The organism is Gibbsiella quercinecans (genome assembly GCF_002291425.1).
Classification (GTDB): domain Bacteria; phylum Pseudomonadota; class Gammaproteobacteria; order Enterobacterales; family Enterobacteriaceae; genus Gibbsiella; species Gibbsiella quercinecans.
Map to the genome: position 1 here is coordinate 2,710,402 of NZ_CP014136.1, position 12,608 is coordinate 2,723,009.

Here is a 12,608-nt window from a genome sequence, read left to right on the forward strand (position 1 = left end):
GACTGACAAGCCGCCGGGTCAGCAAGACGAAAGCGAAATAAACGCTTGACTCTTCGGGCTAAAAGCGTAGTATACGCAGCCCACGCCAGCGACTTTATCGCGGCGACGCTCTTTAACAATTTATCAGACAATCTGTGTGGGCACTCACAAGACGATATCCAGCACCTTCGGGTGCAAAAAAATATCAAGTCTTGAAGAGTGACTAACTGAAGTAAAATTCATGCAGTAAATCTTTGAGCACGCTATTAACTTAGCAAATCAAGCTTTTAATTGAAGAGTTTGATCATGGCTCAGATTGAACGCTGGCGGCAGGCCTAACACATGCAAGTCGAGCGGCAGCGGGAGGAAGCTTGCTTCCTCGCCGGCGAGCGGCGGACGGGTGAGTAATGTCTGGGAAACTGCCCGATGGAGGGGGATAACTACTGGAAACGGTAGCTAATACCGCATAACGTCTACGGACCAAAGTGGGGGACCTTAGGGCCTCACACCATCGGATGTGCCCAGATGGGATTAGCTAGTAGGTGGGGTAATGGCTCACCTAGGCGACGATCCCTAGCTGGTCTGAGAGGATGACCAGCCACACTGGAACTGAGACACGGTCCAGACTCCTACGGGAGGCAGCAGTGGGGAATATTGCACAATGGGCGCAAGCCTGATGCAGCCATGCCGCGTGTGTGAAGAAGGCCTTCGGGTTGTAAAGCACTTTCAGCGAGGAGGAAGGGGTGATGGTTAATAGCCATTATCATTGACGTTACTCGCAGAAGAAGCACCGGCTAACTCCGTGCCAGCAGCCGCGGTAATACGGAGGGTGCAAGCGTTAATCGGAATTACTGGGCGTAAAGCGCACGCAGGCGGTCTGTTAAGTCAGATGTGAAATCCCCGGGCTTAACCTGGGAACTGCATTTGAAACTGGCAGGCTAGAGTCTCGTAGAGGGGGGTAGAATTCCAGGTGTAGCGGTGAAATGCGTAGAGATCTGGAGGAATACCGGTGGCGAAGGCGGCCCCCTGGACGAAGACTGACGCTCAGGTGCGAAAGCGTGGGGAGCAAACAGGATTAGATACCCTGGTAGTCCACGCTGTAAACGATGTCGATTTGGAGGTTGTGGCCTTGAGCCGTGGCTTCCGGAGCTAACGCGTTAAATCGACCGCCTGGGGAGTACGGCCGCAAGGTTAAAACTCAAATGAATTGACGGGGGCCCGCACAAGCGGTGGAGCATGTGGTTTAATTCGATGCAACGCGAAGAACCTTACCTACTCTTGACATCCAGAGAACTTTCCAGAGATGGATTGGTGCCTTCGGGAACTCTGAGACAGGTGCTGCATGGCTGTCGTCAGCTCGTGTTGTGAAATGTTGGGTTAAGTCCCGCAACGAGCGCAACCCTTATCCTTTGTTGCCAGCGGTTCGGCCGGGAACTCAAAGGAGACTGCCAGTGATAAACTGGAGGAAGGTGGGGATGACGTCAAGTCATCATGGCCCTTACGAGTAGGGCTACACACGTGCTACAATGGCATATACAAAGAGAAGCGATCTCGCGAGAGCAAGCGGACCTCATAAAGTATGTCGTAGTCCGGATTGGAGTCTGCAACTCGACTCCATGAAGTCGGAATCGCTAGTAATCGTAGATCAGAATGCTACGGTGAATACGTTCCCGGGCCTTGTACACACCGCCCGTCACACCATGGGAGTGGGTTGCAAAAGAAGTAGGTAGCTTAACCTTCGGGAGGGCGCTTACCACTTTGTGATTCATGACTGGGGTGAAGTCGTAACAAGGTAACCGTAGGGGAACCTGCGGTTGGATCACCTCCTTACCGAACGATATTGAAATGTGCAGTGTCCACACAGATTGTCTGATGAAAAAGTAACGAGCAGAGAAACCTTTATAGGCTTGTAGCTCAGGTGGTTAGAGCGCACCCCTGATAAGGGTGAGGTCGGTGGTTCAAGTCCACTCAGGCCTACCAATTCCCTTGCATGCTGCGTTGTCGCCACGCTCGTTTGCACCCGCAAACGTCGCATGACTCCGCCTTGCCTGAAAGCGAATTGGCTCACTCATCAGCTGATGAGTAAATAAGTAAAGGTCTCTGCAAGACTGTATGGGGCTATAGCTCAGCTGGGAGAGCGCCTGCCTTGCACGCAGGAGGTCAGCGGTTCGATCCCGCTTAGCTCCACCATATCGGTCCTGTATTTATAATACTTCAGAGTATATTGGCGACAGTATGCTGCGAAGTATTTTGCTCTTTAACAATCTGGAACAAGCTGAAAATTGAAATGATGAATAATCGGAAGATTATTCACGAGTCTCTCAAAAGCGCACAGCCGATGATGGAAACATCTTCGGGTTGTGAGGTTAAGTGACTAAGCGTACACGGTGGATGCCTAGGCAGTCAGAGGCGATGAAGGGCGTGCTAATCTGCGATAAGCGTCGGTAAGCTGATATGAAGCGTAATAACCGGCGATACCCGAATGGGGAAACCCAGTGTGTTTCGACACACTATTGCATGGTGAATCCATAGCCATGCAAGGCGAACCGGGGGAACTGAAACATCTAAGTACCCCGAGGAAAAGAAATCAACCGAGATTCCCCCAGTAGCGGCGAGCGAACGGGGAAGAGCCCAGAACCTGAATCAGTTTGTGTCTTAGTGGAAGCGTCTGGAAAGTCGCGCAGCAAAGGGTGATAGCCCCGTACACCAAAAGGCATGAATTGTGAGTTCGATGAGTAGGGCGGGACACGTGTTATCCTGTCTGAATATGGGGGGACCATCCTCCAAGGCTAAATACTCCTGACTGACCGATAGTGAACCAGTACCGTGAGGGAAAGGCGAAAAGAACCCCGGCGAGGGGAGTGAAATAGAACCTGAAACCGTGTACGTACAAGCAGTGGGAGCCTTGATTTATCAGGGTGACTGCGTACCTTTTGTATAATGGGTCAGCGACTTATATTTTGTAGCAAGGTTAACCGCATAGGGGAGCCGTAGGGAAACCGAGTCTTAACTGGGCGTCAAGTTGCAAGGTATAGACCCGAAACCCGGTGATCTAGCCATGGGCAGGTTGAAGGTTGGGTAACACTAACTGGAGGACCGAACCGACTAATGTTGAAAAATTAGCGGATGACTTGTGGCTGGGGGTGAAAGGCCAATCAAACCGGGAGATAGCTGGTTCTCCCCGAAAGCTATTTAGGTAGCGCCTCGTGAACTCATCTTCGGGGGTAGAGCACTGTTTCGGCTAGGGGGCCACCCCGGCTTACCAAACCGATGCAAACTGCGAATACCGAAGAATGTTATCACGGGAGACACACGGCGGGTGCTAACGTCCGTCGTGAAGAGGGAAACAACCCAGACCGCCAGCTAAGGTCCCAAAGTCATGGTTAAGTGGGAAACGATGTGGGAAGGCATAGACAGCCAGGATGTTGGCTTAGAAGCAGCCATCATTTAAAGAAAGCGTAATAGCTCACTGGTCGAGTCGGCCTGCGCGGAAGATGTAACGGGGCTAAACCATGCACCGAAGCTGCGGCAGCGACGCTTAGGCGTTGTTGGGTAGGGGAGCGTTCTGTAAGCCGTTGAAGGTGGCCTGTGAGGGTTGCTGGAGGTATCAGAAGTGCGAATGCTGACATAAGTAACGATAATGCGGGTGAAAAACCCGCACGCCGGAAGACCAAGGGTTCCTGTCCAACGTTAATCGGGGCAGGGTGAGTCGACTCCTAAGGCGAGGCTGAAAAGCGTAGTCGATGGGAAACAGGTTAATATTCCTGTACTTGGTGTTACTGCGAAGGGGGGACGGAGAAGGCTAGGCTGGCCGGGCGACGGTTGTCCCGGTTTAAGCGTGTAGGGGGGTAGTCCTGGTAAATCCGGACTGCTTTAACCCTGAGGCGTGATGACGAGTCACTACGGTGGCGAAGCAGTTGATGCCCAGCTTCCAGGAAAAGCCTCTAAGCATCAGGTAACATCAAATCGTACCCCAAACCGACACAGGTGGTCAGGTAGAGAATACTCAGGCGCTTGAGAGAACTCGGGTGAAGGAACTAGGCAAAATGGTGCCGTAACTTCGGGAGAAGGCACGCTGGCATGTAGGTGAAGTCCCTTGCGGATGGAGCTGAAGCCAGTCGCAGATACCAGCTGGCTGCAACTGTTTAATAAAAACACAGCACTGTGCAAACACGAAAGTGGACGTATACGGTGTGACGCCTGCCCGGTGCCGGAAGGTTAATTGATGGGGTCAGCCGCAAGGCGAAGCTCTTGATCGAAGCCCCGGTAAACGGCGGCCGTAACTATAACGGTCCTAAGGTAGCGAAATTCCTTGTCGGGTAAGTTCCGACCTGCACGAATGGCGTAATGATGGCCAGGCTGTCTCCACCCGAGACTCAGTGAAATTGAACTCGCTGTGAAGATGCAGTGTACCCGCGGCAAGACGGAAAGACCCCGTGAACCTTTACTATAGCTTGACACTGAACATTGAGCCTTGATGTGTAGGATAGGTGGGAGGCTTAGAAGTGTGGACGCCAGTCTGCATGGAGCCAACCTTGAAATACCACCCTTTAATGTTTGATGTTCTAACTCGGCCCCCTGAGCGGGGGTGAGGACAGTGTCTGGTGGGTAGTTTGACTGGGGCGGTCTCCTCCCAAAGAGTAACGGAGGAGCACGAAGGTTAGCTAATCCTGGTCGGACATCAGGAGGTTAGTGCAAAGGCATAAGCTAGCTTGACTGCGAGAGTGACGGCTCGAGCAGGTGCGAAAGCAGGTCTTAGTGATCCGGTGGTTCTGAATGGAAGGGCCATCGCTCAACGGATAAAAGGTACTCCGGGGATAACAGGCTGATACCGCCCAAGAGTTCATATCGACGGCGGTGTTTGGCACCTCGATGTCGGCTCATCACATCCTGGGGCTGAAGTAGGTCCCAAGGGTATGGCTGTTCGCCATTTAAAGTGGTACGCGAGCTGGGTTTAGAACGTCGTGAGACAGTTCGGTCCCTATCTGCCGTGGGCGTTGGAAGATTGAGAGGGGTTGCTCCTAGTACGAGAGGACCGGAGTGAACGCACCACTGGTGTTCGGGTTGTCATGCCAATGGCATTGCCCGGTAGCTAAGTGCGGAAGAGATAAGCGCTGAAAGCATCTAAGCGCGAAACTTGCCTCGAGATGAGTCTTCCCTTGGACCTTGAGTCCACTAAAGGAACGTTTAAGACTAAGACGTTGATAGGCTGGGTGTGTAAGTGCAGCGATGCATTGAGCTAACCAGTACTAATGAACCGTGAGGCTTAACCTTACAACACCGAAGGTGTTTTAGAGACTTGACAGAGATTTTTAGCTTGTTTGCAGATTGGTTTTGGTGGTTGTGTGAAAGAACACAACGGCTGAAATAAAACAGAATTTGCCTGGCGGCAATAGCGCGGTGGTCCCACCTGACCCCATGCCGAACTCAGAAGTGAAACGCCGTAGCGCCGATGGTAGTGTGGGGTCTCCCCATGCGAGAGTAGGACACTGCCAGGCATCAAACAACGTTGTTAGCGTGACGGCTGGCAATAGCAGGGCTGCGATGAGCAGTTTTGCAGGTATCGAAAGATACCGCGTAAAAGAAATCGGTGGAGCGGTAGTTCAGTTGGTTAGAATACCTGCCTGTCACGCAGGGGGTCGCGGGTTCGAGCCCCGTCCGTTCCGCCACCCTATTTAGGGGCGTAGTTCAATTGGTAGAGCACCGGTCTCCAAAACCGGGTGTTGGGAGTTCGAGTCTCTCCGCCCCTGCCAGATTAAAAACCCTTTGCATTCGCAAAGGGTTTTTTGCTTTCTGCGTTCCGATCTTTTTCCCATGATAACATGCCGGCAATCAACGCTTCGCTACCCCTTGGCCCTTCCTATGCCCCCAGAAGCGGATACAGACGTTTTAAGCGCAAAGCTTTGCCGTGAGCTTAAAAACCGGTTACAGCGTTATGCGTCGACAGTATTTAAAGGTATTTTCAGCAACTGACGGATCAACGACTGATGATCGCTGTTTTGTAGCCAAACGGCATACAAGGGGCGGACGATTGCCGGTATATCTGTATCCACAGCTAACTGTGGATAGTCTTTTTCCCACTGACCAGGCAGAAACGCACAGCCACCGGTGGTTTCCAGAAGCTGTCGTGTCAGATGTGCTGATGTCGTTGTGAGGATAGGGATATAATCTTCCCCCAGCATGCGGCTCTCCTGCTGATGAAAATCAGCACCCCATTCCAGCTTGATATACGGGCGCGGGGAGTGGCTACCGCTCTGAGCGCTGGAAAATAGCCGCAGGGAAAAGCTGCCAAGCAGTTGGCTGGCCAGTTCGTCCATCTTGGGGGGCTCAGTGGTGATCAATAAATCAAGCTGCCTTTCATGCAGCTGTTTGACCAACGACTGCCTTAAGGCCACCCGGGCCTCCAACTGGAGGGTTCCCTGCTGCTGGTATAGCGTTTGTAGCCAGGGCGTCAGGTAGGCTTCCCACAGCGATGCGGTTGCGCCAATGGAGAGCTCTGTGTGTTGCAGTGAACGCACCACCTCTTTTTTGGCCAGTTGCCACGTGTTTATCAGGTTTTCTGCATAGGGCAATAGCCGCTCACCGGCCGAGGTTAGCCGAATATTGTTGCGATGCCGAGTGAATAAATTTGCACCTAGTTGATTTTCCAACTGACGGATACGGAAACTGACCGCTGACTGTGTCAGGTACAGGGATTCGGCCGCTCGGCCAAAGTGACGCGTTCTACTGACCTCCAAAAAGGTTTTCAGTAATTCGGTATCCACACCCATCTCCAAAAATTTTTGTCGTTAAGATTTAAATGTTTTGTTTTACACAATGTCAAGCCTATCTAATACTCCGCGCCATAAACAGCACGGCCATAAGAGAATTAGGAGCGTGTCAGATGGCGGAAAGCTTCACTACGACCAATCGTTTTTTTGATAACAAACACTATCCTCGCGGGTTTTCCCGTCACGGCGATTTCACCATTAAAGAAGCGCAATTGCTAGAGCGCTTCGGGTATGCGTTCAACGAGCTGGACTCGGGCAAACGCCAGCCTGCCACAGAAGAAGAACAGCTGTTTGTGGCGGTATGCCGTGGGGAGCGTGAACCGGCGACTGAGCAGGAAAGAGTCTGGTTTAAATATCTGGCGCGTACTCGCCGCCCGAAAAAATTCCATACCCTTTCTGGCGGTAAGCCGCAGGCGGATGTGGTGGAAGACTACACCGAAAGCGACGATTAATCCGATGGGGCCTTTGGCCCCATTTTCATTCCATGCTGTTATGCAATTGCTGCAGCAGGCGATCCATGCGGCGGTAGCTTAGCGCCTCGCTCAGGTGCGGCCTGCTAATCGCTTCTGCGTTGGCCAGATCTGCCAAGGTGCGGGCCACTTTCAGGAGCCGCTGCCACGCACGCACGGAAAGCCCCAGTTTGCTCAGCGTGTCTTCCAGATACTGGGCGTCCTCATCATTGAGCCGGCAGTGTTGCTCCACTTCGCGATTATTCAGCAACGCATTAACCTTGCCTGCCCGGCTCAGTTGCCTTTTACGCGCCATGAGAACCCGTTGCCTGATTTGCCTGCTGCTTTCGCCGGGGCTTGGCTGCTTGCTAAGCATGCCGGGAGGTAACAGCGGCATTTCAATCGATAGATCAAAACGATCGAGAAACGGCCCGGAGAGCCTGCTGAGATAGCGTAGGATCTGCTGCGGCGGCGTTCGGTTATGTATCCCCTGATAGTGCCCGGTTGGGCTGGGGTTCATGGCGGCAATCAATTGGACGCGTGCCGGGAAGCGCACCTTGGCGTTAGCACGCGAGATAATGATTTCACCCGATTCCAGCGGTTCGCGCAGAGCGTCCAGCACCCGGCGTTCAAATTCCGGCAGTTCGTCCAGGAACAGCACGCCGTTGTGCGCCATGGAGATTTCACCCGGCCGCGGCAGCGACCCCCCGCCGACCAACGCAGCCATAGAGGCGCTATGGTGTGGGGCGCGAAATGGCCGCTGGCGCCACGGTAACGCACTGTCTGAATGTGCCGATAGGCTGGCGACGGCAATGCTTTCCAAGGCTTCCTGATCGGTCAGGGGCGGCAGCAGGCCGTTGAGACGGCTGGCTAGCATGGTTTTCCCGGTGCCTGGGGGGCCAAGCAGCAACAGGTTATGCCCGCCAGCTGCGGCGATCTCCAGCGCACGTTTAGCTTGTTCCTGGCCGATGATTTCCCGCATATCCGCTTTCTCTTCCGGCACATCGTCGGCTGCCGCAGGGATAGCGACACGGAGTTCGCCCTTTCCCTGCAAAAATGCGCAGACTTCCAGCAAATGCCTTGCGATGCGCGTCCCACCCTGTGGAATAAGCCCAACCTCGTTACCGTTGTCCTCCGACAACACCAGTTCGCGTTTGGCGGCAGCGGCTGCCAGGGCGGCCGGTATTGCGCCGTTAACCCCGCGTATGCCCCCGGACAATGCTAATTCACCCAGGAACTCGTGGCGCGCCAGCGTATCGCCAGGGATCTGTGACGAAGCGGCGAGTATGGCCAATGCGATCGGTAAATCATAGCGGCCCCCTTCTTTGGGGAGATCGGCCGGCGCCAGGTTGACGGTAATGCGCTTGGCCGGGAAGGTGAAACCGTTATTCAGTAAGGCGCTGCGCACCCGATCGCGGGCTTCCTTGACGGTGGTTTCCGGCAGCCCGACCAACACCAGGCCGGGCAATCCGTTGCTGATATGCACTTCGATGGTGACCAACGGCGCCTGAACGCCGATTGAGGCGCGGGTATAGGTGACGGCCAATGACATGGTGACCTCCTTGCTTGGGGGCCACATGATGCCGCTGGTGAGCGAGCGATACGAGCAACGGTTGGCCATCCTGTGTGGTGTATCGCAGCTAACACACATGATTTCAACCCGTTGTATTTTTTCTGCGCGCAGGCGCGTACCGCCTGGCAACACCTCCTAACAATTACGCAAATGCCGCAACAAATTAGCCTGCTAATCAAGTTGCAACCGGAAGGTTAATGGGTGTATTTAACAAATAGTTAAAACAAAAATCAGTTCATTAACATAAGTGCGGCGGTGGCCGTGCGTTTTCCTGTGCGGCAGCCGCCCAAACCTCACTACCTCGTACTCTACGATAGGGATAACGTTATGTTTGGTTGGAGCCCACTACAACGTAATGCTGCCGTCGCCAGCTTTTTAAGCTGGACGCTGGATGCCTTTGATTTTTTCGTCCTGGTCTTTCTGCTCAGTGATATTGCGCAGGCTTTCCAGGTTGGCATGGCAGAAGTGACGTTGGCTATTTTGCTGACGTTGGCTGTGCGGCCAATCGGCGCATTGCTTTTCGGCCGTGCAGCGGAAAAATATGGCCGCAAACCGATATTGATGCTGAATATCGTGTTCTTCTCGATGTTTGAGTTACTCTCCGCCGCGGCCCCTTCGCTGATGGTGTTTTTAGCGTTGCGGGTGCTGTACGGCATCGCCATGGGGGGGATCTGGGGGGTAGCGTCGTCACTGGCGATGGAAACCATACCGGACCGCTCCCGTGGATTGATGTCGGGGATTTTTCAGGCTGGCTATCCGTTTGGCTATTTGCTGGCGGCAGTGGCCTATGGCCTGTTGTTCGACGTGGTCGGGTGGCGCGGTATGTTTGTGATTGGCGCCGCGCCCATTCTGCTGTTGCCGTTTATCTACTACTGCGTACAGGAGTCGCCGGTGTGGCTGGCGGCGCGTGAACGCAAGGAAAGCACGGCGTTATTGCCCGTTCTGAAGAGCCATTGGAAGCTGTGTATCTATCTGGTGTTGCTGATGGCCGCCTTCAATTTCTTTTCCCATGGCACGCAGGATCTTTATCCGGCGTTTCTGAAAATCCAGCATGGGTTTGAGCCTAAAGTCGTGAGCATCATTGCCGTTAGCTACAATGTTGCCTCAATCATCGGTGGGATTTTCTTTGGCACGCTGTCGGAAAAAATTGGGCGCAAGAAGGCGATTATCATTGCGGCCCTGTTGGCGTTGCCGGTGATCCCGCTGTGGGCCTTTTCCAGCGGCTCGCTGACGTTGGGGGTCGGGGCTTTCCTGATGCAGTTTATGGTGCAGGGGGCATGGGGGGTGATACCGACTTACCTCAACGAGCTGGTGCCGGCGAATACCCGGGCGGTACTGCCGGGCTTTGTCTATCAACTGGGGAATTTGCTTGCGTCGGTGAATGCCACCTTGCAGGCGGCGATTGCCGAAAGCCATGGGCATAACTATGGGTTGGCAATGGCGCTGGTTGCAGGCACGGTGGCGATCGTGATTGCGGTGCTGGTATTTTTTGGTAAGGATACGCGCGGTAAAACCATCTCGGGTACTGTCAGTTCGCCGGGAATGCGTGCAACTTACTGAAAAATATATTCTTTGTGTGGAAATTGTTCGCTAGATGCCTAATGGTTTCGTAAAAAAAGAGTTGTCATGCCATAGCTGACTATGGTAACTCTGTATGCATCCGTTCAAAGTAAACACAACGAACAACCCAATTATGAAAGCGTTTGCCCAAGTGATTAGCCTAGTCGTGATTAGCGTGGTGGTGATTATTATCCCACCGTGCGGGGCTGCATTTGGACGAAAAATGGCTTAAAACCAAGCCGAAGTCGCAAAAGAACCCCCGCACCGAAAGGTCTGGGGGTTTTTTATTGGCAAAAGAAAATGTACTGAGGAAGACAAAAAAATGAAAAATACACCAAAATCCTTCAGCTATCGAAGTAAGACGGGGAAGTAATCATGACGGGCGCTCAGTGGGTAGTACAAGCGTTGCGTGCGCAGAATGTGGATACCGTGTTTGGATATCCGGGTGGCGCGATTATGCCGGTATACGATGCGTTATATGATGGTGGTGTAGAGCACCTGCTGTGCCGGCATGAACAAGGCGCTGCCATGGCGGCCATTGGTTATGCCCGCGCGACAGGGAAAGTCGGCGTATGTATCGCCACTTCCGGGCCCGGTGCCACCAATCTGATTACCGGGCTGGCTGATGCCTTGTTGGATTCGGTGCCCGTGGTTGCCATTACCGGTCAGGTAGGATCCCAACTTATTGGCACAGATGCTTTTCAGGAGATCGATGTTCTTGGCCTGTCTTTGGCCTGTACCAAACACAGTTTTCTGGTGGAGTCGTTGGAGGCGCTGCCCGGCATTATCGCCGAAGCCTTTGCCATCGCTAGCAGCGGCCGTCCTGGCCCGGTACTGATTGATATCCCGAAAGACATCCAATTGGCGCAGGGGGAGTTGCTCCCGCAGCTGTTGCCGGTGGAAAGCGAACCGGAATGCCCGGCCGAGGCGTTGGCCGAAGCCAAAGCCCTGCTGGCGCAGGCGCAGAAACCGATGTTATACGTCGGCGGCGGCGTGGGGATGGCCCGGGCGGTGCCGGCGCTGCGTGAATTTATCGCCGCGACGCAGATCCCAAGCGTTGTTACCTTGAAAGGATTAGGTGCGCCGGAAGCCGATCACCCGTATTATCTTGGCATGCTGGGTATGCACGGCACCAAGGCGGCGAATCTGGCCGTGCAGGGGTGCGATTTGCTGGTTGCCGTCGGCGCGCGCTTTGACGACCGCGTAACCGGCAAACTGAATGCTTTTGCGCCGAACGCCAAAGTGATCCACATGGATATCGATCCCGCTGAAATGAACAAATTGCGCCAGGCGCACGTTGCGCTGCAGGGCGATCTGAAGGCCATTCTGCCTGCCTTGCAGCAGCCGTTGAATATTGCGCCCTGGCAACGGCAGATCGCTGAATTGAAAGAAACCCATACTTGGCGTTATGATCATCCCGGCCAACCCATTTATGCCCCGCTGTTTCTGAAGCAGCTTTCCGAGCGTATGCCTGCCAATACCGTTGTGACGACCGATGTGGGTCAGCACCAGATGTGGACTGCCCAGCATATGACCTTTGACCGCCCGGAGAACTTCATCACCTCCAGCGGCCTTGGCACGATGGGCTTTGGCGTTCCGGCAGCGGTAGGGGCGCAAATGGCGCGGCCGGAGGATATGGTTATCTGCGTGTCGGGCGACGGGTCGTTTATGATGAATATTCAAGAGCTGGGCACCATAAAACGAAAACGGTTACCGTTGAAAATCGTTTTACTGGACAACCAGCGTTTAGGGATGGTTCGCCAGTGGCAACAACTGTTTTTTGATGGCCGTTACAGCGAAACCAACCTCTCCGATAACCCCGACTTCTTGATATTGGCCTCTGCCTTCGGCATCCCCGGCCAACGCATTACCCGCAAAGACCAGGTCGCAGAAGCACTCGATGCCTTACTCAACAGCGAAGGCCCTTATCTGTTGCAGGTCGCCATTGATGAACTTGAAAACGTTTGGCCGTTAGTACCCCCGGGCGCGGGCAACGAAACCATGTTGGAGAAAGTATCATGATGCAGCATCAACTCTCGATCCAGGCACGCTTCCGCCCTGAAATGTTAGAACGCGTGTTACGCGTGGTGCGCCATCGCGGTTTTCAGGTCTGCGCCATGAACATGGTTTCAGCGGCGAATACCGACAACATCAATATAGAATTGACCGTTGCCAGCCAACGCCCAGTGGATCTCCTGTCATCGCAATTAAGAAAGCTGATGGATGTCTCCTGCGTTGAAATACAGCAACAAACATCACAACAAATACGCGCCTGAT

At 53.8% G+C, this 12,608-nt stretch carries 7 protein-coding genes, 4 tRNA genes and 3 rRNA genes; 12 read left to right on the forward strand and 2 right to left on the reverse strand.

From position 1 onward, the window contains the following. The first annotated feature begins 267 nt into the window (after positions 1–267). The 7 genes from ACN28Q_RS12550 (at position 268) to ACN28Q_RS12580 (ending at position 5,732) form a co-directional block, all read left to right on the forward strand. Positions 268–1,809, forward strand: a 16S ribosomal RNA gene (locus ACN28Q_RS12550). A gap of 73 nt (positions 1,810–1,882) precedes the next feature. Next, a tRNA-Ile gene (locus ACN28Q_RS12555) sits at positions 1,883–1,959 on the forward strand. Between the two features lie 134 nt (positions 1,960–2,093). Beyond that, positions 2,094–2,169 (forward strand) — tRNA-Ala (locus tag ACN28Q_RS12560). Between the two features lie 174 nt (positions 2,170–2,343). Continuing rightward, positions 2,344–5,253 (forward strand): 23S ribosomal RNA (locus ACN28Q_RS12565). A gap of 108 nt (positions 5,254–5,361) precedes the next feature. Next, a 5S ribosomal RNA gene (gene rrf / locus ACN28Q_RS12570) occupies positions 5,362–5,477 on the forward strand. Together the 16S, 23S and 5S rRNA genes with 4 tRNA genes alongside form the textbook arrangement of a ribosomal RNA operon. A gap of 94 nt (positions 5,478–5,571) precedes the next feature. Beyond that, a tRNA-Asp gene (locus ACN28Q_RS12575) sits at positions 5,572–5,648 on the forward strand. A gap of 8 nt (positions 5,649–5,656) precedes the next feature. Further along, positions 5,657–5,732, forward strand: a tRNA-Trp gene (locus ACN28Q_RS12580). A gap of 180 nt (positions 5,733–5,912) precedes the next feature. On the opposite strand, the gene hdfR is transcribed toward ACN28Q_RS12580, so the two are convergent. Continuing rightward, a complete protein-coding gene (hdfR, locus tag ACN28Q_RS12585) occupies positions 5,913–6,743 on the reverse strand; it encodes an HTH-type transcriptional regulator HdfR (RefSeq protein WP_095849017.1) in 831 nt (276 codons plus the stop codon). A 119-nt stretch (positions 6,744–6,862) separates the two neighbouring features. Here hdfR and ACN28Q_RS12590 point away from each other — a divergent pair, with 119 nt between their 5' ends. Further along, positions 6,863–7,201 (forward strand): MaoP family protein, encoded by a 339-nt coding sequence (locus tag ACN28Q_RS12590; protein ID WP_095846653.1) that lies wholly within the window; start codon positions 6,863–6,865, stop codon positions 7,199–7,201. A 25-nt stretch (positions 7,202–7,226) separates the two neighbouring features. On the opposite strand, the gene ACN28Q_RS12595 is transcribed toward ACN28Q_RS12590, so the two are convergent. Continuing rightward, positions 7,227–8,750 (reverse strand): YifB family Mg chelatase-like AAA ATPase, encoded by a 1,524-nt coding sequence (locus ACN28Q_RS12595; RefSeq protein WP_095846654.1) that lies wholly within the window; start codon positions 8,748–8,750, stop codon positions 7,227–7,229. A gap of 348 nt (positions 8,751–9,098) precedes the next feature. Between ACN28Q_RS12595 and ACN28Q_RS12600 the strand changes: the two genes are divergently transcribed. The 4 genes from ACN28Q_RS12600 to ilvM all read left to right on the forward strand — a co-directional run bounded on the left by ACN28Q_RS12600 (position 9,099) and on the right by ilvM (position 12,607). Beyond that, positions 9,099–10,331, forward strand: coding sequence for an MFS transporter (locus tag ACN28Q_RS12600; RefSeq protein WP_095846655.1), 1,233 nt, complete (start codon positions 9,099–9,101; stop codon positions 10,329–10,331). Positions 10,332–10,464: 133 nt separating this feature from the next. Continuing rightward, positions 10,465–10,563: an ilv operon leader peptide gene (gene ilvL / locus ACN28Q_RS12605; protein WP_095849018.1), complete on the forward strand. Its 99-nt coding sequence runs from the start codon at positions 10,465–10,467 to the stop codon at positions 10,561–10,563. Between the two features lie 143 nt (positions 10,564–10,706). Continuing rightward, on the forward strand, positions 10,707–12,353 hold the full coding sequence (gene ilvG / locus ACN28Q_RS12610) for an acetolactate synthase 2 catalytic subunit (RefSeq protein ID WP_095846656.1): 1,647 nt from the start codon (positions 10,707–10,709) through the stop codon (positions 12,351–12,353). Beyond that, positions 12,350–12,607: an acetolactate synthase 2 small subunit gene (ilvM, locus tag ACN28Q_RS12615; protein WP_095846657.1), complete on the forward strand. Its 258-nt coding sequence runs from the start codon at positions 12,350–12,352 to the stop codon at positions 12,605–12,607. Before ilvG ends, ilvM begins: the two co-directional genes overlap by 4 nt. Position 12,608: the final 1 nt, after the last annotated feature.

Excerpts from the sequence above, each read along its gene's own strand:
- ACN28Q_RS12590 (WP_095846653.1), top strand. The coding sequence starts at position 6,863 with ATGGCGGAAAGCTTCACTACGACCAATCGTTTTTTTGATAACAAACAC.
- ACN28Q_RS12595 (WP_095846654.1), bottom strand. The coding sequence starts at position 8,750 with ATGTCATTGGCCGTCACCTATACCCGCGCCTCAATCGGCGTTCAGGCG.
- ACN28Q_RS12600 (WP_095846655.1), top strand. The coding sequence starts at position 9,099 with ATGTTTGGTTGGAGCCCACTACAACGTAATGCTGCCGTCGCCAGCTTT.
- ilvL (WP_095849018.1), top strand. The coding sequence starts at position 10,465 with ATGAAAGCGTTTGCCCAAGTGATTAGCCTAGTCGTGATTAGCGTGGTG.
- ilvG (WP_095846656.1), top strand. The coding sequence starts at position 10,707 with ATGACGGGCGCTCAGTGGGTAGTACAAGCGTTGCGTGCGCAGAATGTG.
- ilvM (WP_095846657.1), top strand. The coding sequence starts at position 12,350 with ATGATGCAGCATCAACTCTCGATCCAGGCACGCTTCCGCCCTGAAATG.